Here is a 21,860-nt window from a genome sequence, read left to right on the forward strand (position 1 = left end):
GAGGCCCGCACTATGAAACAAATCTTCGCAATGGGCGGCGGAGGTTTTTCGATGGAACCGGAAAATCTTGCTCTTGATAAATATCTGCTGGCACAATCAGAGGCAAAAGTACCAAAGGTGTGTTTTATTCCGACAGCAAGCGGTGATTCTGAAGGCTATATTAAAAGGTTTTATGCAGCATTTGAAACACTGGATTGTACTCCCAGCCATTTGTCTTTATTCAAGCCGCCAACTCAAAATCTTGAAGATTTTGTATTGGATAGAGATATCATTTATGCGGGTGGAGGAAACACAAAGAACTTGCTTGTATTGTGGAGAGAATGGGGCCTGGACAAGGTGATGAAGAAAGCGTGGGAGAATGGAGTAATTCTGGCTGGAATCAGTGCGGGTTCAATTTGCTGGTTTGAAGAGGGAGTTACCGATTCCTTTGGACCTTTACGAGGATTGTCTGCCTTAGGCTTTTTAAAGGGGAGTAATTGTCCCCATTATGATGGGGAAAGTGAAAGAAGGCCGTCATACCATAGCCTGATCAAATCTGGATTGTTACAGGAAGGGTTTGCTGCAGATGATGGAGCAGCCCTGCATTTCGTTGGTGATGAATTGTCGATAGTAGTTACCTCACGGCCAAATGCAAGAGCTTATTATGTCCGCTCCATCAATGGCCAAGTTGAAGAAGAAAAGCTTGAACATATTTATTTAGGATGACAATTAAGATTAGTTGAAAGAAGGGTTAAATTTAGTAGTGTTTTCAAGGCTATTGTAGTTTAATGTGGAAATTTGTCAGTACTTAAATGTACCATTTCTGTCACTTTTACTATATGATGATATCAATACTCAAAAAGGGGCGTGCTGAATTGATGAGAAACTTTGCCCTTTTTATACTGATATTCCTGCTTGCATCCTTTTACGGCAGTAGTGACAAGCATATTCCTAAAACAGAAACGACTCTTGAAATCGGTTCCGTCACTTTTGACCAGGTTAGTGATGATTCTTTCGGCGATAAATTCGGCAAGCTAGCCGGCAGTTTGGAAACTGCGTTTATTCTTACAGCATTAGTTCTGTCTGTCAGGCTTCTCTGCTTCCTCCATATTCCCTTTTTAAGGAGGCTAATATCGCTCACGCCCATTCGTTTTCAAGGGAATTATCTAGTTTATAGCCTTTGCAAATAAGTAAGAAATTACTTTATACGCAAAGGAGGATCATATGTATGATGTGGATTCGCTTTATTATAATGGGCTTTTTTTCGTTAACAGCTATTAGTTTATTAACGTTCCAGGGTATTGAAATTCTAGATGCATTTTTGGAAATGTTCAAAAATAAATAAGCCGCAAAAATGCAACTTAATAATATGTACCACTATTTATTTTTAAATAATTTAAGCCTGTATCCTCGTTACTTAGCAACGATCGATACAGGCTTTTTTTATTTGGATACCGTAAATATTTTCTTGGCCATAGAAAGGGAGAATATTTGAAGTAAGTTAAACATGGAGGTTCTTATGGAATTGACCTGTTATCCCGACATCAATGAAGTGCAAAGCCAAAATACTAGGAGGCTAATTTTTTTCTGACTATTATTTTTGTAAATATTGCATTGGTGTGCTTTTCTTTTTATTCCCGCTGATTTTAATTAACAAAGTTTCTGCATCACAATTCATAAACTTCCACACTCAGAATAAATCATCAAGAAAAAAGAGTAAGGAATATGATAATAAATTGCTAAGGCTGGTTTTTGCGTTCCACTTTCTTAGTCATGTAATGAGGTTTTCTGGCTACTGCCCATAAAACTGAAATAAACGCCAAACCTAAGATTCCAGTGATAATCCAAGTAATAAGTTCAATTGCTGCCATGTAATTGCGCCCCCCTTCTTAGCTAGTGTTTTAAAGATATGCACGAACGATTGTTTTTTTGCTTACCCGAATTTATTTGCTTATAAACACCGTATGGGTTATTTTACCATTTGCTAAGTTTATCAGGGCAGTCAAACCCTATAAAAAGAAATTTTATTATTTTTTTTCCTTTTCTGTGCTTTGAATTAACTCACTCTCAAGATAGTCACCATCAATAAACCACCTATCAGCAGCATTATCCCGTTTTATAACAAAGCGAATAACTTTTTTTTCCTTAGGCTTATTATTCTGTTTTAATTCCACTTTTGCTGGTAATTCTGTGAGTATCAAACCATCCTCTTCCTTTTTAGGCTGTAAGACCGTTATCCCCAAGTAAGAAATTTCATCCAGCTCTTTTTCTAGTTTTTCCTTATTTCTTCCAAAAGCAACGGTTTGCTTAAGGATTTCCTTATCATGCATATTAACGGACTGTGAAAAGACATCTATTAATTCAGCAGGAGAAAGACTATCTATATATTCATCCAGTTTTCCGCCGGCTTTTAAAATCATTAATTTATGCAGGGGATCAGTTTTACGTGAACGGTGAGTGGTGCTCCCTAAAAAGTGAATGCAAAAATGACCTCGAAAACCGTTTGTAAGAGCACCAGCTCCATGAGGCATTCCGTGCATGGAAGCGGCAATCATCTGATCGTTAACCAGAACAATAATCGCCTTTCTCTTCCAGCTCCATCTCCCTTTATAAATTTTCTTCATAACCTTCGTGTCCTGCTTAGTTAAAGGCTGCACGTCTGCATGTTGGCTCCCGGCTCTCCTTTGAACCTTAAATTGCATGCCCGATTCTACATCAATTATAGTAAACACGGTGCCTTTTGGCACAATTTGATTGGCCATGTCCCATGGTAAAGCTTCCACCTTAAAGCTAATAGGACTGTCATATTTTTCAATAAATTCAATTTTAGTTGAAGCTTCTGCCGGTCCTGTTAAGAGAATGAGAAATATAACAAGCAGGAATGTTGTTTTCAGCATTAATTGACACCTCTTTTTTTACTTATATTTTTCTAAAGAGGCACTCGCCAATAGACGAAATTTCTGGAAGAAAGTTTCCCAAAACCATTCTGATAAAACAAGCCGAACAGGTAATACTTTTTGTATAAGAATTTCTTCGAATTATCATTTAGAAGTGCAGGGAGGTGGACCGGCTGTTAAAATTATCTATGCTAGCAGGACTGCTTATAGTTGGCCAGATCGGTAATTATTCAAATGATTTGGTAATTCTCCATAAGGAATCCGAAATCAACCGTGTAAACCGTACAGATGTTTCTGCTGCTTCAACAGTTATACCAATCATTAATGTCAGTAAGTATCTGAAGTTTTTAGATCAACTTGAAAAACAAATGTATCAGGAGCCTATAAACGCCTTTATTGATAAAAACGGAAATATTATACCGGGTGTGTCAGGTTACCAGCTGTATCGTGATGAATTCAGCAGCCAGTTTTTCCGTTATTACTATAACAGCGGTTCTTCAAGAATCGATGTACCTTTATTACCAATTCATCCAAAAGTAGATGAAGAGCTGCTTGCGGAAATACGTGTCCATAGGATTGGTCAATTCGTTTCTTCATTTAATCCTTCCAATAAAAATCGGTCTCATAATATCGCTCTTGCTGCCGAGGCATTAAATAATCATGTGGTATTTCCGCAGGAAACTTTTTCGTTTAATAAGGTTGTTGGGAAAAGAACCGAATCAAAAGGATATCGTAAAGCAAAGGTCATCATACGGGGAGAATTTTCTGAAGGAATTGGCGGAGGGATTTGCCAGGTTTCATCCACATTGTTTAATGCTGTGGACGATGCAGGTATGAAAATTGTAGAGCGCTATTGCCATACGAGACAGGTACCGTATGTCCCCTTTGGACGTGATGCCACGGTAAGCTGGTATGGTCCAGACTTTAAATTTAAGAATAACTACAATCAGCCAATCCTAATTATGGCAAAAGCTCAGGGAGGCCTGATGATAATAAATATTTACTCCTCTGAAGCAGTTAAATTTATTTCTGGGTAGATATCTTAAAGCTGTATAGAATTAAGGTTTTTTTTCGACGAAATCAGCATATAAGGCCCGTTTTCACTTGTAAAGTGGGGCGGGCTTTCCCATTTTGTCCGGGGATTTCCGAAAAACTGCTGACTAATTCTCTGCAGTTAGGAAACATTACTAAATAAATACAGGGCAGGGAGGGAGAAGAATGCGAAAAAAATTTTTCAAACGTATCCTTAAAAAGTTAAAAACTTCACCGCCCAACCCTCCTGAAGTGAGCGCTCACGGTGAAATTGCCTTAAAGAAACAGGATATTAAGGATACCCTTGACCAGAACTTAAAAATTTTTAAAAGCTTGTATTCTGTTCCCGATAATGCTGACGTGAAGGTAAGGGAGATTTTCATACCAAGGCTTAAACGCAATGCCGCCATCCTGTTTATAGCCTCGATAACCGATGCGCTAGAAATTGAAGCGAGGATTATTGATCCGCTCCTCCATGAATCAGAATCCGATGCTGAAATACTGAATATCATTTCAGCCCGGTCAGTGAAAACTGCAAAGAAAATAGAAGATATTGTGGACGAGGTCAATAATGGAAATGCGGCTATTTTTGTGGATGGTGATATGCAATGCTATCTTGCAGATGCTTCCAGTTTTCAGGCAAGACCCGTTGGAAAGGCCGAGAATGAAGTAGTCCTTAAAGGGCCAAAGGAAGCATTTACGGAAAAAGCGCTCGTAAATCTATCTCTTGTCCGGAAGAATTTCCGTAATGAAAGCCTTGTTGCTGAAAAAGCAGTTGTTGCAAAAAGGGCCAATAATGGGTTGTTTATCCTTTATGTAAAAGATCTGGTAAACGAGGACTTGCTGAAAAAAGTGAAAGACCGTATTTCAAAGATTGACATCGCTGCCGTCCAAAACATCAGTTTGCTGGAACAGCTCATTGAAGACAGGAAAAACTCTTTATTTCCTACCATTCTATATACAGAAAGGCCGGACAGGGCCACGAGCTTTCTTCAAGAAGGCCATATTGTGCTGTTTATGGATAACGCCCCGGCTTGTCTGGTTATTCCAGTTACCTTCTGGTCTTTTTTTCATAACCCGGAAGAGCATTATTTGCGTTTTCCTTATGCAAATTTTACCCGTTTACTGCGATTTCTTGCCTTATTTAATACCATATTCATTTCAGCTTCTTATATTGCCATTGCCAATTATCACTCCGGGATGATACCGCCTGACCTGCTGCTAGCTATATCGGCAACACGGGAAAAAGTACCATTTCCGGCCATAGTTGAAATCTTGCTTATGGAATTTGCCTTTGAATTGATCCGGGAAGCGGGGCTGCGAGTCCCAAGTCCAATTGGTCCAACGATCGGGATAGTCGGTGCCCTCATTTTGGGGCAAGCAGCAGTTCAGGCGAATGTTATCAGTCCGCTGGTTATCATTATAGTCGCACTCGGGGGACTGAGTTCATTTGCCATCAACGAGATTCATTTTAATTTCACGATCCGAATAATAAAATTTCCATTTATCCTTGTAGCGGGCGTATTTGGGATTTTTGGATTGACTGCCTTATTTGTCGGGGGGCTGTATTACGCAGTTTCTATTAAATCTTTTGGAGTCCCATACTTTGCTCCTTTTACCCCTAAATACAGATCGTCTGGGGATCTTTTATTTAGAAAAAAGATTAGCAGTGAAAGATTTAGGCCTGGTTATCTGAAACCAAAAGACGGCATAAAAAAGGGAGAAGTGTAAATGTGAAAGGGAATATTAAAGGGAAAATAGGAATTAGAGAATATGTTGCCATTTTGGTTATGATGATTGGTGCCAAGCTATCTGATGATACTCCAGCCCTGCTGTTTGATGAGCTTGAAAGTTCAGCCTGGATGATTCCCTTGCTTTCAGGACTGATGAGCTTCCTGCCGGTCTTTCTGCTTATCAGGCTGCTTTTGCATTACGAAAACAAAAATCTGCATGAAATAAATCTTTCTTTATTCGGTCGCTATTTTGGTTTTTTCATCTCTTTTTGTCTGTGGCTGATAGGATCTTTTGCACTGGTAGTCGATTCTCGCAGCTATGTGGATATCATAAAGACCATGTATTTCCCGGCAACACCTTCCGTCATTATTTATCTGGCCATGATGGCTGTAGTCGCATATGGTGCTAAGAAGGGGATTGAGGCAATAGGTTCAGTAGCTTATTCCCTAGTCTACTATGTAAAAGGGTTTTTATTATTAGCTTTCATCCTGGTGATGCGGGATGTCGACTTTTCTAAAATATTTCCGATATTTGGTTCGGGTCCAGTTAATATTATACAAGAAAGTACTCATAACTTGGCTATTTATGCAGACATTCTATATATGGGATTAATTTTCCCTTATTTGGCTAAAGGAAGGGACATGAAGAAGGGTACTTGGTTTGCTCTGATATATCTAATGGTAGAACTAAGCTTTTCTTTTCTGATTTATTTAACGCTCTTTGACTATCTTCCAGTCAAAATGATGAATTATCCTTTTCATGAATTAATCCGATATATCAGTTTTGGAGAGTTTTTGACTAATATAGAAACACTATTTGTTCCAATTTGGCTTATTGCAACCTTTGTCCGCTTTTCGGCCTATTTATATTTAAATGCCCTTCTATTTGGAGATTTGTTTAAGATTAAGAACTTTGAATATATTGTCCCTTCCCTTGCCCTGATTTTCGTAGGGTTTGGGATGCTGATGGAAACTCCCACCTTTACAATATTTTCATTAAGGAAAAATTTATATTTATACTTAAGTCCATTATTTTTTTTCCTGCCGATACTGCTTTGGCTAACAGCAAGCTTTAAAGGGGAGTTTAAAAATGGAAAAAAGAAACATGCGTAGAAAGCTGCTTTTAATCCCAATAGTTCTATTAATGATTCTTCCTTCAGGGTGCTACGATATGAGAGAGGTTGACAAACTGGCGTTTGTCGTGGCTATGGGTATTGATAAGTCCAAGAATGAAAACCAGCTGAAAATTACATTCGTAATTGCAAATCCTGAGGTGGGCTCCCTGGTCAGCGGAAGTACTGACGAACCGCCCCAAGAGGTCATCACAATACATTCAAGTGATTTTATTACTGCGAAAAATACAGCCAATACGATTGTAGCTAAGCAGTTGACCTATGAACTGCTCCAATTGATGGTAGTGTCTGAGGAGCTGGCAAGCGATAATAACTTTATTCGCTGGTTTTATGATACAACAAAGGACAGGGAAATCCGCCGGGATACCTATTTAGCCATCTCGAAAGAAGAAGCAAGCGATTATTTCAAAAATAATAAACCAAAGCTGGAGACAAGGCCTCATAAGTATTTCCAGTTGATGATTAGAAGAGGGGTGGAAACCGGAATGCTCCCTGATTCCACTTTCCATCGTTTCTATGAAATTACTGAGCAGGATGCCGATGCATTTTTAGCCATTTATACGACTGCAAAGCCGAAGGAAAATCCGCCGCTGAGACATGAAGATGAGTATATAGCGGGAGAAGTGGCTGCAAATGGAAACGCTAATACAACCCAATTTGCCGGGGCAGCTGTTTTCAAGGAAGGAGTCATGGTTGGCAAATTAAATGGCCAGGAAACCAGGTTAGCTTCTATATTGGATGAAACAACAGACATTCAAGACGTTCTCTCAACGATCCACGACCCTTTTAACAAGAAGTACCGGCTTGCGATAAGAATACATAAAAAACAGAATAATAAAGTAAACGTGAATGTGGACCAAAATCCGCCTAAAGTCCGGATCGAGGTTCCGCTTGTCTTAGATGTTTTATCCGACAGATCGATGGTAGACTACACAAAAGATGCCAGAAAACGAGAGATATTAAGAAAACAAATTAAAACAGATTTTGAAAGAGAATTTAATAAATTAATCTCTAAGTCGCAAAAAGAATTTAAAGCCTGTGTGTTCCCTCTATCATTGGATGCCAGAAAACATTTTCTTACAAATGCTGAGTATAGGAAATTTAACTGGATGAAAACTTATCCGGAAATGGACATTCATGTTTCTGTCAATATACAACTCAGCGGTTTAGGCAAACAAACAAAAGTACCAAAAATTCAGCATTTGAGGGATTAAAGATGAATTTTTTTATTATGTTAATTGTACTCTTTGTTATTCTATACACAATCGGTTTTGCAGTATCTTTACGGAAGGAGAAGAATAAACGGGGTTCGGTGGCAGTTATGGTATTGGCAGCTGCCCTTGTTGTTCTTCCATTTCTTGTTGCCAATAATTTAAAATGATAGTAACGTTTTTTGTGCTGGATTATTTTGGTTTATCTTTTTATAATGGAGTAATCATACATTTTTTGCACATAATTCGAAGTCTGGCCAGCAGTTATGTATGAAATTTCATTTAGAATAGTGTGAAACTATGAAAGATAATCTTAAAAAAATAAGTCCTATTGCCTGGAATATTATTATCGGTACAATGTTTGGCCGGATGGCAACTTCCATGAGCATCCCGTTCCTGGCGATTTATTTAACCCAGGTAAAGCATGTATCACCCGCTATGACAGGGGCCATCGTGGCAGTAAGCTCGTTAGTTGGTGTTTTCTCCAGTTTTTTTGGCGGCTATTTATCCGATAAATACGGCCGAAAAGCGATCCTTATTTTGTCAGTCTTTCTTTGGGGAGGCGTTTTCATAGGATATGGCATGGCGGAGTCCGTGACGGCCTTTTTTATTGTGAATTCAATGAACGGATTGTGCAAATCGCTTTTTGAGCCAGCATCCAGAGCACTTTTATCTGATATCACGGAACCAAAAAACCGCCTGCTAATTTTTAATCTGCGTTATACAGCGATAAATGCAGGTGTTACATTTGGACCGATTATTGGCTTGAAGCTTGGTTCAGCAAATTCAACCTTTACCTTTTTTATCGCCGGGATAATCTATGTATTATACGGCCTTTCTCTTCTCATCAGCTTAAAGAGCTATAAGCGGCCGATTGTTTCACAGGCTCGCCCTAAGATGGGGGAAGCCTTCGGAATAATAAGAAAGGATGGAGTATTTGCCCTTACCTTATTAGCAATGATTCTGTCAATTGCCGGTTATTCACAATTCAATTCTACGCTTCCGCAATTTTTCTCTTCCTCCAGCCAATTTGAAGACGGAGTTTCGTTATTTTCATACCTGCTGGCTTTAAATGCAGTTACGGTTATTGTCTTGCAGTTTCCGCTCGTGCAATTCGGAAAAAAATTCTCGCCGCTGATGTCCATTTTGGCGGGCAATTTGATTATCAGTCTTAGCTTGCTCGGCTTTGGTATTGCAAAAGGTGCGGTTTCACTGGCATTGATCATTATCATATTTACGATTGGTGAAGTATTAATGTTTGCCATGACTGATTTATTTATTGATGAAATCGCAAATCCGGACTATAAAGGAACCTATTTTGGAGCAATGGGCTTCAACGGTCTTGGAAACGTGATCGGTCCTTGGATCGGAGGTATTGTAATTGAACAGTATGGTACTGGTGAACCGCTAATTCTCTTCGGCAGCCTGTGCGCTGTTTCTATCCTTGGTGTACCGGCCTTTATCATTGTACATATTGCGCTGAAAAAACGAAAAAGCAGGATGGTTGAAATCAGCCATGGTGCCTAAGCAACAATACTTAAACCCCGTCATCCTTGATGGCAGGGTTTTTTCTTGTTTAGCATTAAGGATAAGGGCAGCTGATAATTGGTTTAGCCAGAGCCATTTTCGGAGGTTATAAAAAAATATTTATAGGTCGACCTATGGAATAGCAGATGCTATTAATCATAAACCCCGCCAGAATTTATCCTTAGTCCAATGATAGGTAAGCTTCACTCGAAAAACAGGCATATCGGACAATCGGCATGCGTTTGCAGCTCCAAATGGAAAAAATGCTCTGAGACTATTTAAACATAAACCTCGCCAGAATATATTTCTTGCCCTCAGATCGGAAAACTGCCTAGCACAAAAGAATAAGCGTAATAAATCAAAAAGACACGGGAAATATTGCATGTCTATCAAAAGTTTTGCAATCTGCCTAAATCTTTACCAAGCAGCCAATTATTGAGGACTGTTTTTACATTGGGGTTCTGTTATCCTAAGTGTTAGCGGAAAAAAAGGGGGTAATACCATGAGAAACACATTATTAAGCGTGTTTATGTTCACGCTTGTGCTGCTATCGATGGCCTTCACCTCGCAAAGCTCCAGCCACTTACAAGAAACTGCTGGCTACAACGATAAGAAGAGCAGCGGTCTTACACATAAAGAAAAGATACCAGCCAAGAGGGCCAAAACAGAAACGATGCATATTACTGCATCTGAAAAGGATTTGCTTTCACGTCTAGTTCACGCCGAGGCAAAGGGAGAACCATTTGAAGGGAAAGTAGCTGTGGCATCAGTTGTACTGAACCGAATGGAGGCTAAACAGTTTCCTGATTCTGTTTCAGATGTAGTATATGAGAAAAACCAGTTTTCACCCGTAAGCAACGGCAGTATTCGAAAGCCTGCAGATGAAGAATCAAAACGCGCAGTGGATGAAGCATTAGAGGATCCGAATAGTGATGCTTTGTATTTTTTTAATCCAGACCTGACTGATGATCGATGGATTAGGACACGGAAAGTAACTGAAATAATAGGTGACCATCATTTTGCAATATAGACGAACGGAAAGCCCTGTCCTCATACAGGGTTTTTTCTTTTGGACCTAAAATTTGTTTCTTTTTTTGGGCGAATGAGTATAATGAAACTATTCAAATGCAAAGGGAGCGAATCGAGTGGCTGATACTCACATATATACAAAAAAGGAAGAACTGGTAAATGCGATTACCCATGGCATTGGTGTGCTGCTTAGTATAACCGCTCTTGTTAATCTAATTATTTTTTCTTCTAAGGACGGAACTGCATGGCATATTACAACCTTTGTTATTTATGGGGTTTCGATGCTTCTGCTTTATGCTGCTTCTACCCTGGTACATAGCTTTCCGCCGGGAAGGGCAAAGGATATTTTCGAGATTTTTGATCATGCGGCTATATATATTTTTATAGCGGGCACCTATACCCCATTTACATTAATCGTCATCAATGGCGCGCTCGGATGGACCTTGCTTGGGATTGTCTGGGGAATAGCATTAGCAGGAGTTGCCTTTAAAGCATTTTTTGTAAAAAGGTTTCTTTACATTTCTACAATCCTATACATAGCGATGGGCTGGCTGATTGTAATAGCATGGCAGCCGCTTACCGCCACACTTCCGGCAGCAGGAATGTCATTGCTTGTCATTGGCGGAGTGCTTTACACAGGAGGGGCTGTGTTTTATGTATGGCGCGGGTTTCCATTCCATCATGCCGTTTGGCATTTATTCGTCATCGGCGGCTCGGTTGCCCATTTCTTTGCCATTCTGTTTTATGTACTGCCGATCCAGGTTTAGTACGAATTGAATTGATTGATTTACCGTAAGTTCTATGATTTTGGTTTTGGAGAGTAAATGTTTTGGTTAGGAAATTAATTCAATTATTTTGGACAGTTAATGTTCCAGTTTAGACAGTAAATAATGAAGTTAGCCTCGAAAAGTAAAATAAACATATCAAAACCTGTTCATTTTGAACGGTTCAGATTGTCGACAAACGGGTTCGGAATGGTCTTATTCCGAACCCGTTTTAGCGATTATTTCTATTTGCTTATTTTGAGTGTGAGGACCCCTCTTAGCCTTATTTATTAGGCCATTTCTGGGCCTTGTCATGTCCATTTTGCCTTCTTCTTCATGTTTATGGCAGCGAAAGTAAGCATCTCTGATTGATCTCGCTGGATAGGATTTTTTTAAAAAATAGCATCTTCGTCACCTTAATCATTACCTGTTCATTTTGAACAGGTTTTTTTTTCTGCTTGATGAAGTAACAGTGTTGAGATGGAAATTCGTACAAAAGATCCTTTGCTGTAAACGAAATAGGGACTGAGAAAGTTTAAATATGCTCATTTTGGAAATATAGAAGATAGGACATCTGAGGGAGGGGAATTAATTGAAAAAAATAACTGCAATCGGTATCATTCCATTTTCTGCAATGATGTTATTAGCTGGCTGTAATGATAAAGAAGAAGTGAATTCGGCACCCCCAGTGGGTCAGAGTGAAAGCACTGAAAACACAGCCGGAGAAAAAGAAGCACAAGAAAAGAAAGCGGGCTTTACTTACAAAATTTTCAATCTTGATGCTGAATATGAAAAGGGGAGCTATGAAGTCGAATTTGAAACATTAGATAGTAAGACGGAGGCAAGCATTGATGACGGTCTTGAGAACAAGAAGCTAGAGGGCGACGAAGCAATGCGAAAGCTGAACACCACTTTGAGTAAGCTGAACATTTCATCAGAAACCCCGGAAAAAGAAGTAATTTCGGAAGTGGTAAAAGCATTCGGGCTGAATGAGAATTATAAAGATATAGAACTCGAAATTCAATACAGTGATAACAAAACAAAGGAATATCAAGCTAAAGGCAAATAATAGGGCAGGCTGCTATTTTCACAACCCGCCATATCTTTTTAAGAGCTCCTAGCCGGAGCTTTTTATTATTCATTTTTTTAACTGGTAAGAAATGATCATGATGATGGCTGTTAACAAAAAGATGACCATGCCCCCAGTTAAGAAGCCATTTGGAATAGTGGTGTCCAGCGCACCCAGTATGGTCGAGCCTGCTACTACTCCAAGAGAGAAAAAAGCATAAAGGATACCAAAAGCCTTCCCGCGATTCTCTTTACTGGTATAGTCCATGACAGCCGCACTCATGGTAGGGAATAGAAGGGCAAACCCAACGCCATAAAACGCCATTGTTCCAGCCATATTTACTAATGATTCAAGCTGGCTCAACAGGCATAGGGATATCCCTACGATCATCATTCCAAGTGTCATTGTGCTGCTATTCGAGAATTTCCTAAACAGCCGGTGAAACGGGAAAATAAATAATACAATTGCTACGCATCCAAATAAACTTAATAAAATGCCAGCGAGGCTTTGCGGATAATGAAGCTGGGCGATCCTTAAGGGAAGCAGGTAAGCGAGCGTACCCATAGCAAACAGAAGTGAAAAGGATGCGATAAATGCCTGATTAAGATTCTTATTGGCAAACAACTGCTTTATTTGTTCAAGTCCGTTGTACTCGTCCTGTTTTTCATTAATAGAACTATGATTTTCCGGCAGTAGGATTCTTGTTAAAACTCCTGTCAGTATAAGCAGAAGGGATAAGATAGCAAAAACATAGTTAATTCCCAGTTTTGCCGAAACGATGCCCCCAAATGCCGGGCCAATAATAGCTGCCAAACCAATCGCCGCACCCGACCTTGCCATTGATTCTCCTTTTCCCTTCTTTTCTTCGGCTGCATTTCCCAAATACGTAAAAGCAGCAGGAACCAAAAAGCCGCCGGCCGCACCATGAATCAAACGGACCGATAATAGCTGCAGAGGATTATCAGCCAGCAAATACAATAACAAAATCAGACCGGTTGCACAAAACCCATAAAATAAAACCTTCCTTGGGCCTATTCTATCGATCAGGATGCCGGAAATAACATTCCCGCCCATATTTGTAAAAGAATATGTCCCTACAATAAGCCCGGTCATAAGAGATCCTGCTCCCAGATCTTGCGCAAATGGCGACATAATGGGAAGCTGTGAAAAAGTGTCCATAAAAGCCGCAAATAAGATAAATAACAAGGAGTAAATCATATATAACACCTGCCGATTGTGTTTATACTGGATATCTTACCACTTATAGGTAGAAAAACGCAGAAGGAACGGCTATTTTTTATACTATAGAATAATAATTGGATCGATGGCAGGGGGATAAGATATTAGTTCTTAAAAAGTAAGAACGGAAGAGTTTAAGTTATAACATAATTCAGGCTGATTCTGCACAAACTAGCACAGGTGATGAAAATGCTATGTGAATCAAACAAAGAATTGCAGCAGCTTGTGGATGAGGCAAGGGATTATGCCAAGCAAGGGAAAGTAGCTGATTATATTCCGGCCCTTGCAAAAAATAACCGTGATGAATTATCTGCTGCTATCCAGTATCCGGATGGAAGATGTATTTCAGCTGGGGATGTACATGAAAAAATAACATTGCAAAGTATATCAAAGATTATTAGCCTGGCACTTGTTTTAATAGACCATGGCGAAGATGCGGTATTTAGAAAAGTCGGCATGGAACCGACTGGTGATCCTTTTAATTCAATTGCAAAGCTTGAGGCAATGAGCGAGGTCAAACCGCTGAATCCGATGATTAATGCGGGTGCTCTTGCGGTTACTCACTTAATCAAAGGAAATGATGTTGAGGACCGGTTTAGCCGTCTGCTGAATTTTTCAAGGAAGATTTCAGGTAATTCAAATGTCCATTATTCAGAAGAGGTAGCAGAGTCTGAAATGGAAACGTCCCATCTAAACCGGTCTTTATGCTATTTCCTGAAACAGCACAAAATTATCGATGAAAACGTAGAAGAGCTTATGGAATTATATACGAAACAATGTGCTATTGAAATGACCTGCTTTGACCTGGCTAGAGTTGGACTAGTGTTCGCGCTAAACGGAAGGGATCCAGAGACTGGTGATCAGATTATCCCGAAGGAAATTGCGCGAATTTGCAAAACCTTCATGGTGACGTGCGGAATGTACAACGAAGCAGGCGAATTTGCAATAAAGATCGGAATTCCAGCAAAAAGTGGTGTGTCTGGCGGGATTCTTGGTGCTGTTCCTGGGAAGTATGGCATCGGGATTTCAGGCCCTTCACTCAATGAAAAAGGAAACAGCATCGCCGGCTTGAAGCTATTGGAATTGCTCTCCACAAGATATTCATTAAGTATCTTTTAAAAAAGCAATTAGAGGACCCTGCTTATTTATTGGCAGGGTCTTTGACTCTGAGAAATTAAATAAAACAGACATCCCGAGAAAAATGAAATAATTTTTGTGGAAAATAAATTTATTCTGTGAAAATTAGCTGCAATTCCAGGATAATCTGAATAATTCCATAAAAGGCTGTTTTAAAGTTATGGAGGGAAAGTTAAACAAGGTGCATTTTGTGAAAATAGAAGGCTAAACACCTCATAGAGACCGTTTAATCAAGTTCCCCTACGCATCTTGGTTTTGGCGTATTTGGTTTTGAACATTATCGGTTTTGTTAAAGGATAGAATTTTCCCCCTTTTCTGAATTTTTTAATGTTATTATGTATAATATGTTTATTGCTTAAAGGAATCAGGTGAAAACTTTGCACAATATAAAAGGATATTTAATGGTAATTACGGCAGCTGCACTTTGGGGCTTATCAGGAACAGCAGCGCAAAACTTGTTTCAGGATGCTGGGGTGGAAATAGATTGGCTGGTTACAGTTAGGCTGATTGTTTCAGGGATAATCTTTTTAGTGATGGCACTGCTCGGAAAGAAGCGGCAGATGGTGTTTGATGTCTTGAAAAACAAATATTCTATTTTTCAATTTGCTATTTTTGGAGTAATTGGTATGCTGGGCGTTCAATATACTTATTTTGCAGCGATCGATGAAGGAAATGCAGCTGTTGCTACATTATTACAATATATTGCTCCCATTTTTATTTTGGCTTATTTTTTGATATTTCTTAGGAAGATACCATCTTTGTTTGAAATATTCGCGGTGTTCCTAACTTTACTGGGGACCTTCCTTCTGCTTACTAATGGATCTGCGGAAAATCTGACAGTTTCGGGCATGGCAGTGACATGGGGGATCATATCAGCATTCTCCCTTGCCTTTTATACATTATATTCTGAAAAGCTTGTTAAACAGTTTGACTCCATAATTGTAGTTGGCTGGGGGATGCTGATTGGAGGCGTTGCGATTTCTTTCCTTCAATCACCTTTTTCAGTAACCATCAGCAGCTGGGGAATCAAGGAATATTTATTGATTATATTTGTAATTTTATTTGGAACCGTTATCCCATTTTATCTGTTTATCGATAGCCTTAGGTTTGTTAATTCCAAAATTACTAGCCTGCTATCTTGTACAGAGCCGCTTTCGGCAGTACTTGCCTCTGTTTTGTGGCTGGGCGTCCCATTCGGTATCTGGCAGGCTGCCGGTACGCTTTGCATTATAGCCATGGTATTTTTATTGACCCTAAAACCTAAAAAATCTGCTGCAGATGCGGTAAAAAAAGAAGCGGATATTGCCACTTGATTAGGCTTCATTAAATAATATAGGCAATTATTCTTATATGTTGTAAAATAAGGATAGTTTAAATAAAGGAGGAAATACATATGCGTAATACAGTCCAAGGATTCCCACACCAAAGAGGAGGAGCTGCAACCTTTTAGGGAATTCTTTAAATAGCTGCACTCCTGCTCTTCATGACACATTATCTACTATCATGAAATCAGGAGAGTAAAAATGAAATCAAATACTTTAGCTTCGCATAATATTACTGTTTTATTTTGGATTAATTTGTTCGGATCTATCTCTTTCATTCAGCCGGTTATGACATTATTTTATATTGAAAAAGGGCTTACCGAATCTCATATTCTCTGGATTATGATGTTCTGGAGCGGTGCAGTTCTGTTAGCGGAGGTGCCGACGGGGATATTTGCCGATAAGTATGGGGCGAAAGCGTCATTTCTTACTGGCTCTTTCTTCAAGTTTATCAGTGTCGGACTGTTATTGTTTGCAGACGAACCTTGGCTGTTTATGCTATGCAGCTTTATTAATGGCTGCTCTGTTACGTTTTTTTCAGGTGCTGATGAGGCTCTACTATATGATTCCTTGAAGGAGTCAGAGGAACAGCATTTAATGGATCGCGCGATGGGGAAGATTACCTCTGCCAATTTTTTTACAATGACAGCAGCTGTAATTATCGGTGCTTTTTTGGCAAAGGATCTGAAGCAAGAACAGTTTAATTTGTTAATTGGGTTAGGGATGTTTTTTCAGCTGGTAGAGTTCGGAATGATTTTCTTTGTGAAGAATCCGCAGAAAGCTACTTCCTATAGAGAGAATCCTTTCTTATATGTAAAGAAAGGGTTCAAGGTAATTAGGAAGACACCTCAGCTGCTTTACATGTTTATCAATTTAACATTGGTATTCATTCCTGCTGGAGCTGTTTTTAACAAGTTTGATCAGCTTATTTTAAAGGAGGCGGCTGTTCCTGTAGAATGGATCGGTGTGCTATATGCATTAGCTGGCATTGCTGGTTTCTTTGCGACAAGACATCTTGGCTGGCTGACAGCTAAGTTTTCAAGTGTAAGTCTTATGCATATAACCGGAATAATGGCGGTTATCGGGCTCTTGCTTTCAGTAATGGCCGGTCATAATACTTTTGTCATTATCGGAGCGTTCTTCCTGCTGAAAACAGTTAACGCGATAAGGTATCCAATTTATTCTCAATTGAGCAATGACTGGATTCCATCTGAAGTACGGGCAACGACAATTTCACTTTTATCAATCCTGGATTCGGTATTTGATTTAGTGATTTTTCTTACACTTGCCGGTGCTGTCACAAAAGGAATGCCAATTATGCTGGCCGCCTGCGCTGCCATTGCTTTTGCCGGCACCTTGGTTCCTATAAGAAAAGGTGTACTGGAAGAGAACGCGGCAAAAGAAATCGTTTAGGAAATTTTTCATAGTGTTAACAAAATCACCTCTATCTGCCAAAAGCATTTAGGGGTGATTTTGTGCAGTCGCTGTCAGATTAAAAGTATGAATGCCAAGAATCGTCAGCAAGCTGATTTTTACTGTAAAAATACTTAAAAGTTTTAAAGAAATATCGAAATTCATCAAAAATCAATTCATCATTCTCTTCAAAAGAGTAGGCCTCTAAAAAGGTAAAAAGAAGCTCTTTATCATCAAGCTGATCAAACAAACCCGACACATACAATTGGTAACGGAACCTCTTAAATATAAAATCAGCTGCGGCTTCATCGAAAACCGCTTCGACTTCAGGCATTTCCATTTTCATTACCTCCCATAAAGTCAGTTTAGGTTTTGTTCAGCTTCTTTATAAGCTGTTTTAAAAAGAAAAAGACAGTCAACAAGGAATTTGTTTTTGACTGTCTTTTTCTTAATTGTATTTAATGATATAGCTATGCTTTTAAGCCTTTAAGTCATCATCCGCCCGCCGCAGCTTAATGAAACGCCAAGTATTCAGGACAATTACTTTTGATACAGCGTATGTTGGCACTGCGAGCAGCAATCCCAATAGGCCGGCAAGGCTTCCGGCGACCATCAATAAAAGAATAATGGTTAATGGGTGGACATCCAGCTGTCTGCCCATTATTTGAGGTGAAATCAGGTTGCCTTCAAGCTGCTGGACAATCAGGACGACGACGATTACCCATACACCGGTCATCGGTGAATCAAGAAAACCTACTACCAGTGCCGGAATAAGTCCGATAAAGGGGCCCACAAACGGAATGACATTGGTAAGCAATGAAATGAACGCAAGCACCAGCGAGTAGTCGAGCCCGATTATTAAATATCCAATATAAATCAGGATACCAACAAGAAGGCTGACTAAGATCTGGCCCTGGATATAAGAGCTTAAGGCTTTGTCCATGTCACCCAGTACTTTTCTGCCTTCTTCACGATGAGCAGCCGGAACAAAATTCAGGATCCGATCCGGAAGCTTTTCGCCATCCTTAAGCATATAAAACAAAATAAATGGAATCAGCACAAGAAGAACGAGTATACCTGTAAGTGTTGAGATAAAGCTTAATAAATTATTGCCGACAGTTTTGAGGAATTTATTCACAGTATTTGTCAGCCGCTCTGTCAAATCTGCAATTGAAAAATTATCGTTTTCCTGGAATCGGTCAACATATTCATTTTCGCTAAGATCGACAGCCAAATCACGTACCTTGCTGACATACCCGGGTGTATTTTCAACCAAAGAACTGACCTGCTTTTGCAGCGGAGGCCCAATAACAAACACCAAGGCAATGGCCAGCCCGATAATCACGAGATAAATCATCAGAATCGAAAGTGAACGAGGTATGTATTTTGATAAAAAATTAACTAGCGGCCGGATTAAATAATATAAAACACCCGCCAGTACGATCGGCGCAAATAAAGTCGTGACCATTACGGCAATTGGCGTAAAAATGAAGTCGACAAGCGACCCTAAAAAAATAATCAGCAGAATTAAAGCAATAGCATAACCAAACCTAAACCATTTTGACTGAGGCATTCTTTCAACTCCAACACATAAAATTCATTTATCTCTATAATACACTATACTGGTAAGGAAATATAATCCAATCTATCACAATAAGGGTTAAAAACCGGGAAGTCAGAAATTATTTAGAACCAAAAAAAGAAAAAACCTTGTCAAAAAGACAAGGCTTAAAAAGTGATATTAAGCATACATTTCCGCAACCTGGGATTGCAGTTCTTTGTTTTCCAGGTACTCGTCATATGTCATTTGCTTGTCAACGGTACCCTTAGGAGTTATTTCAATAATTCTGTTTGCAATTGTTTGAACGAATTGGTGGTCATGTGAAGAGAAAACCATGGAACCTTTAAAGTTCATAAGTCCATTGTTCAAGGCTGTAATGGATTCCAAATCAAGATGGTTTGTAGGCTCATCAAGCAGCAGAACATTTGAGCCGCTAAGCATCATTTTGGAAAGCATGCAGCGGACTTTTTCTCCTCCAGATAAAACGCTAGGCTTCTTCAATACTTCTTCGCCGGAGAATAGCATTCTGCCGAGGAAGCCCCTCAGGAAGCTTTCGCTTTGGTCATTTGGAGAGAATTGGCGCAGCCAGTCAACAAGAGTCTGTTCATTCCCATTAAAGTACTCAGAGTTATCATTTGGAAAATATGCCTGTGAAGTTGTAATTCCCCATTTAAATGATCCGCTGTCTGGCTCCATTTCACCAGCAAGGATTTTAAATAGAGTTGTCCGGGCAATTTCATTTTTTCCTACAAGGGCAATTTTGTCACCTTTGTTCATGATAAAACTCACATTATCAAGAATCTTTTCACCATCAATTGTTTTTGAAATTCCCTCAACCCTCAGCAAATCATTTCCGATTTCGCGTTCAGGAGTAAAGTTTACGTAAGGGTATTTACGTGAAGAAGGCTGGATATCATCCAGTGAAATTTTATCAAGAAGCTTCTTACGGGACGTTGCCTGCTTAGATTTAGACGCGTTTGCACTGAATCTGGCGATAAATGCCTGAAGTTCTTTAATTTTTTCTTCTTTTTTCTTATTGGATTCCTGGCCTAGCTTCATAGCAAGCTGGCTTGATTCATACCAGAAGTCATAGTTTCCGACATAGATTTTAATTTTGCTGAAATCAAGGTCGGCGATATGGGTACAAACTTTATTTAAGAAGTGACGGTCATGCGAAACAACAATGACTGTATTTTCAAAGTTGATCAGGAATTCTTCCAGCCATTGGATCGCTTTAATGTCCAAGTGGTTCGTCGGCTCATCAAGAAGCAGTACATCAGGCTTTCCGAACAGTGCCTGTGCAAGAAGAACCTTCACTTTTTCGCCACCGGTCAGGTCAGCCATCTTTTTCGTGTGAAGACCTTCCTCGATTCCCAGTCCTTTTAACAGGATGGCAGCCTCGGATTCTGCTTCCCAGCCATTCAATTCGGCAAATTCGCCTTCAAGTTCAGCTGCACGCATTCCATCTTCATCGCTAAAATCAGCCTTCATATAGATAGCGTCTTTTTCCTGCATAACCTGATATAATCTCTCGTGGCCCATGATAACAACCTTCATAACTTCATGGTCCTCATACTCGAAATGGTTCTGCTTTAACACGGCAAGGCGCTCTCCAGGTCCTAGATGGACATCTCCCGTTTGGGCTTCGATTTCACCGGAAAGAATTTTCAGGAACGTCGATTTACCGGCACCATTTGCACCGATAAGTCCATAACAATTGCCGGGTGTGAATTTTATATTAACGTCTTCAAACAGCTTGCGGTCACCATAGCGCAAACCAACATTTTGAACTGTAATCATTAAATGCATTCCTCCAAAAAACAAGATCTTTAAAATTATAGCACGGAAAGCATGTTAAAACCATGTTTTAAGCGGGATTGCGCGAAAATCACATTGTAAAGAAAAAGCCATGCGACCAGAAATAAGAACTAGACCGCCAAACCTGCTTTCAGGGTTTTCACATCATCAGTCAGGATTCCTATACCGTATACTGTAGTGTAGTAAAAATAACCTGAAATTGTTAAGTTTTCTATCTCTATAGAAATTTTTACAAATTTTTTGAAATAAGTGAAACCTTTTCGACTTTTGATTCGTTTAATGTATGTAGGGTAAAATAAGGAAATTCAATGCAGTATCTATTAAAAAAGGGAGAGGTGATGAGGTTATGAAATATATCTTGCTTTATGCTATTCTAGCTTGCTTAATGCTATTAACCTCATGCAGCGCCTCTCCTGTTGTGAATCCCGGTTCAGAGCTTGAAGAAGCTATATTAACAGAAAATCTCCGTTTAAAGGAAAAAATAAAAGAAATGCAGAAAGAGATTGATCAGTTAAAGAAAAATCAAGATCATGTATCAGCAAACTATGAAATCTCACGCTTCTTCACTGCTTTGCAGAAGGGTGATATTGGTGAAATGAATAAGCTTGTAAGCAAAAGTGCGGTATTCAGCAGCTCAGGGATTCACTTTTCCAATGGAAGCACTTTTCGTTTTGAAGAAGCAGATGGCAAGAAGGCAATACTAAAAGAGCATAGCTTCTGCGAGGAGAAAGGCGAGCTGATTTATGAAGTTAGCTCAATAAAGGCGTCTGCGGGTGCAACACAATACGAAATTACGGTTATCGAAAGCCAGGATGGATGGAAAATTGAGAACTTGGAAGAAATATAGAAGGAGTACCCGTATAGCTGGCCAATAGCTATACGGGTTTTTTGTAACTTGATCTTTATTATTCTTTTTTTTGCAGGAACTAAGAGGGGTAAAATGCCTGTGCTAATGATTGTTGTTTTTATGAAAATTCCAGGTATTGCATGCTCATG

At 39.4% G+C, this 21,860-nt stretch carries 21 protein-coding genes; 15 read left to right on the forward strand and 6 right to left on the reverse strand.

What is annotated here, in order from left to right:
* Positions 1 to 12: 12 nt before the first annotated feature.
* Both CVD28_RS13755 and CVD28_RS13760 read left to right on the forward strand, forming a co-directional pair.
* On the forward strand, positions 13 to 705 hold the full coding sequence (locus CVD28_RS13755; protein WP_101592943.1) for a peptidase E: 693 nt from the start codon (positions 13 to 15) through the stop codon (positions 703 to 705).
* A gap of 149 nt (positions 706 to 854) precedes the next feature.
* Positions 855 to 1,169 (forward strand): hypothetical protein, encoded by a 315-nt coding sequence (locus CVD28_RS13760; protein ID WP_142384778.1) that lies wholly within the window; start codon positions 855 to 857, stop codon positions 1,167 to 1,169.
* 549 nt (positions 1,170 to 1,718) lie between these two features.
* Here the strand turns inward: CVD28_RS13760 and CVD28_RS28820 are convergent.
* Positions 1,719 to 1,850, reverse strand: coding sequence for a hypothetical protein (locus tag CVD28_RS28820; protein WP_257985868.1), 132 nt, complete (start codon positions 1,848 to 1,850; stop codon positions 1,719 to 1,721).
* A 156-nt stretch (positions 1,851 to 2,006) separates the two neighbouring features.
* On the reverse strand, positions 2,007 to 2,876 hold the full coding sequence (locus CVD28_RS13765) for a hypothetical protein (protein ID WP_101592945.1): 870 nt from the start codon (positions 2,874 to 2,876) through the stop codon (positions 2,007 to 2,009).
* 164 nt (positions 2,877 to 3,040) lie between these two features.
* Between CVD28_RS13765 and CVD28_RS13770 the strand changes: the two genes are divergently transcribed.
* From CVD28_RS13770 to CVD28_RS13805, 9 genes are all read left to right on the forward strand, one after another.
* Entirely contained in the window at positions 3,041 to 3,913 is an 873-nt protein-coding gene (locus CVD28_RS13770) for a VanW family protein (protein ID WP_257985869.1), read from the forward strand.
* 181 nt (positions 3,914 to 4,094) lie between these two features.
* Positions 4,095 to 5,639 (forward strand): spore germination protein, encoded by a 1,545-nt coding sequence (locus CVD28_RS13775; RefSeq protein ID WP_101592947.1) that lies wholly within the window; start codon positions 4,095 to 4,097, stop codon positions 5,637 to 5,639.
* 2 nt (positions 5,640 to 5,641) lie between these two features.
* The gene (locus CVD28_RS13780) at positions 5,642 to 6,754 is read left to right on the forward strand and encodes a GerAB/ArcD/ProY family transporter (RefSeq protein WP_101592948.1); all 1,113 of its coding nucleotides are present in this window, start codon (positions 5,642 to 5,644) and stop codon (positions 6,752 to 6,754) included.
* Positions 6,732 to 7,988 carry a Ger(x)C family spore germination protein gene (locus CVD28_RS13785; protein WP_101592949.1) on the forward strand — a complete coding sequence of 419 codons (1,257 nt, stop codon included), beginning with the start codon at positions 6,732 to 6,734 and terminating at the stop codon, positions 7,986 to 7,988. Before CVD28_RS13780 ends, CVD28_RS13785 begins: the two co-directional genes overlap by 23 nt.
* A 2-nt stretch (positions 7,989 to 7,990) precedes the next feature.
* On the forward strand, positions 7,991 to 8,155 hold the full coding sequence (locus CVD28_RS28120; protein ID WP_180954163.1) for a hypothetical protein: 165 nt from the start codon (positions 7,991 to 7,993) through the stop codon (positions 8,153 to 8,155).
* A 130-nt stretch (positions 8,156 to 8,285) separates the two neighbouring features.
* Positions 8,286 to 9,512, forward strand: coding sequence for an MDR family MFS transporter (locus CVD28_RS13790; RefSeq protein WP_101592950.1), 1,227 nt, complete (start codon positions 8,286 to 8,288; stop codon positions 9,510 to 9,512).
* Between the two features lie 502 nt (positions 9,513 to 10,014).
* The gene (locus CVD28_RS13795; RefSeq protein WP_101592951.1) at positions 10,015 to 10,542 is read left to right on the forward strand and encodes a cell wall hydrolase; all 528 of its coding nucleotides are present in this window, start codon (positions 10,015 to 10,017) and stop codon (positions 10,540 to 10,542) included.
* A 115-nt stretch (positions 10,543 to 10,657) separates the two neighbouring features.
* Positions 10,658 to 11,308: a PAQR family membrane homeostasis protein TrhA gene (trhA, locus tag CVD28_RS13800; RefSeq protein WP_101592952.1), complete on the forward strand. Its 651-nt coding sequence runs from the start codon at positions 10,658 to 10,660 to the stop codon at positions 11,306 to 11,308.
* 589 nt (positions 11,309 to 11,897) lie between these two features.
* Positions 11,898 to 12,374 (forward strand): YusW family protein, encoded by a 477-nt coding sequence (locus tag CVD28_RS13805; protein WP_101592953.1) that lies wholly within the window; start codon positions 11,898 to 11,900, stop codon positions 12,372 to 12,374.
* Between the two features lie 69 nt (positions 12,375 to 12,443).
* Here CVD28_RS13805 and CVD28_RS13810 read toward each other — a convergent pair whose 3' ends face one another.
* Entirely contained in the window at positions 12,444 to 13,601 is a 1,158-nt protein-coding gene (locus CVD28_RS13810; RefSeq protein WP_374702531.1) for an MFS transporter, read from the reverse strand.
* Between the two features lie 201 nt (positions 13,602 to 13,802).
* Here CVD28_RS13810 and glsA point away from each other — a divergent pair, with 201 nt between their 5' ends.
* From glsA to CVD28_RS13825, 3 genes are all read left to right on the forward strand, one after another.
* Complete coding sequence (gene glsA / locus CVD28_RS13815; RefSeq protein ID WP_101592955.1) at positions 13,803 to 14,732, forward strand: glutaminase A; 930 nt, start codon at positions 13,803 to 13,805, stop codon at positions 14,730 to 14,732.
* 386 nt (positions 14,733 to 15,118) lie between these two features.
* On the forward strand, positions 15,119 to 16,063 hold the full coding sequence (locus CVD28_RS13820) for a DMT family transporter (RefSeq protein WP_374702532.1): 945 nt from the start codon (positions 15,119 to 15,121) through the stop codon (positions 16,061 to 16,063).
* Positions 16,064 to 16,273: 210 nt separating this feature from the next.
* Complete coding sequence (locus CVD28_RS13825; RefSeq protein ID WP_101592956.1) at positions 16,274 to 17,485, forward strand: MFS transporter; 1,212 nt, start codon at positions 16,274 to 16,276, stop codon at positions 17,483 to 17,485.
* 79 nt (positions 17,486 to 17,564) lie between these two features.
* Here the strand turns inward: CVD28_RS13825 and CVD28_RS13830 are convergent, their stop codons facing one another.
* The 3 genes from CVD28_RS13830 to CVD28_RS13840 form a co-directional block, all read right to left on the reverse strand.
* On the reverse strand, positions 17,565 to 17,825 hold the full coding sequence (locus CVD28_RS13830) for a hypothetical protein (RefSeq protein ID WP_101592957.1): 261 nt from the start codon (positions 17,823 to 17,825) through the stop codon (positions 17,565 to 17,567).
* Between the two features lie 138 nt (positions 17,826 to 17,963).
* Positions 17,964 to 19,058 (reverse strand): AI-2E family transporter, encoded by a 1,095-nt coding sequence (locus CVD28_RS13835; protein ID WP_101592958.1) that lies wholly within the window; start codon positions 19,056 to 19,058, stop codon positions 17,964 to 17,966.
* 168 nt (positions 19,059 to 19,226) lie between these two features.
* Positions 19,227 to 20,846, reverse strand: coding sequence for an ABC-F family ATP-binding cassette domain-containing protein (locus tag CVD28_RS13840; protein WP_101592959.1), 1,620 nt, complete (start codon positions 20,844 to 20,846; stop codon positions 19,227 to 19,229).
* A 364-nt stretch (positions 20,847 to 21,210) separates the two neighbouring features.
* On the opposite strand from CVD28_RS13840, the gene CVD28_RS13845 reads away from it, so the two are divergent.
* On the forward strand, positions 21,211 to 21,711 hold the full coding sequence (locus CVD28_RS13845; protein ID WP_101592960.1) for a hypothetical protein: 501 nt from the start codon (positions 21,211 to 21,213) through the stop codon (positions 21,709 to 21,711).
* Positions 21,712 to 21,860 lie beyond the last annotated feature (149 nt).

The sequence above is a fragment of the Bacillus sp. M6-12 genome (assembly GCF_002860285.1).
Lineage (GTDB): Bacteria > Bacillota > Bacilli > Bacillales > DSM-1321 > Peribacillus.

What these genes read in the sequence shown, in the direction of transcription:
- CVD28_RS13755 (WP_101592943.1), top strand. Translation starts at nt 13, where the DNA reads ATGAAACAAATCTTCGCAATGGGCGGCGGAGGTTTTTCGATGGAACCG.
- CVD28_RS28820 (WP_257985868.1), bottom strand. Translation starts at nt 1,850, where the DNA reads ATGGCAGCAATTGAACTTATTACTTGGATTATCACTGGAATCTTAGGT.
- CVD28_RS13765 (WP_101592945.1), bottom strand. Translation starts at nt 2,876, where the DNA reads ATGCTGAAAACAACATTCCTGCTTGTTATATTTCTCATTCTCTTAACA.
- CVD28_RS13775 (WP_101592947.1), top strand. Translation starts at nt 4,095, where the DNA reads ATGCGAAAAAAATTTTTCAAACGTATCCTTAAAAAGTTAAAAACTTCA.
- CVD28_RS13785 (WP_101592949.1), top strand. Translation starts at nt 6,732, where the DNA reads ATGGAAAAAAGAAACATGCGTAGAAAGCTGCTTTTAATCCCAATAGTT.
- CVD28_RS28120 (WP_180954163.1), top strand. Translation starts at nt 7,991, where the DNA reads ATGAATTTTTTTATTATGTTAATTGTACTCTTTGTTATTCTATACACA.
- CVD28_RS13790 (WP_101592950.1), top strand. Translation starts at nt 8,286, where the DNA reads ATGAAAGATAATCTTAAAAAAATAAGTCCTATTGCCTGGAATATTATT.
- CVD28_RS13795 (WP_101592951.1), top strand. Translation starts at nt 10,015, where the DNA reads ATGAGAAACACATTATTAAGCGTGTTTATGTTCACGCTTGTGCTGCTA.
- glsA (WP_101592955.1), top strand. Translation starts at nt 13,803, where the DNA reads ATGCTATGTGAATCAAACAAAGAATTGCAGCAGCTTGTGGATGAGGCA.
- CVD28_RS13825 (WP_101592956.1), top strand. Translation starts at nt 16,274, where the DNA reads ATGAAATCAAATACTTTAGCTTCGCATAATATTACTGTTTTATTTTGG.
- CVD28_RS13830 (WP_101592957.1), bottom strand. Translation starts at nt 17,825, where the DNA reads ATGGAAATGCCTGAAGTCGAAGCGGTTTTCGATGAAGCCGCAGCTGAT.
- CVD28_RS13835 (WP_101592958.1), bottom strand. Translation starts at nt 19,058, where the DNA reads ATGCCTCAGTCAAAATGGTTTAGGTTTGGTTATGCTATTGCTTTAATT.
- CVD28_RS13840 (WP_101592959.1), bottom strand. Translation starts at nt 20,846, where the DNA reads ATGATTACAGTTCAAAATGTTGGTTTGCGCTATGGTGACCGCAAGCTG.
- CVD28_RS13845 (WP_101592960.1), top strand. Translation starts at nt 21,211, where the DNA reads ATGAAATATATCTTGCTTTATGCTATTCTAGCTTGCTTAATGCTATTA.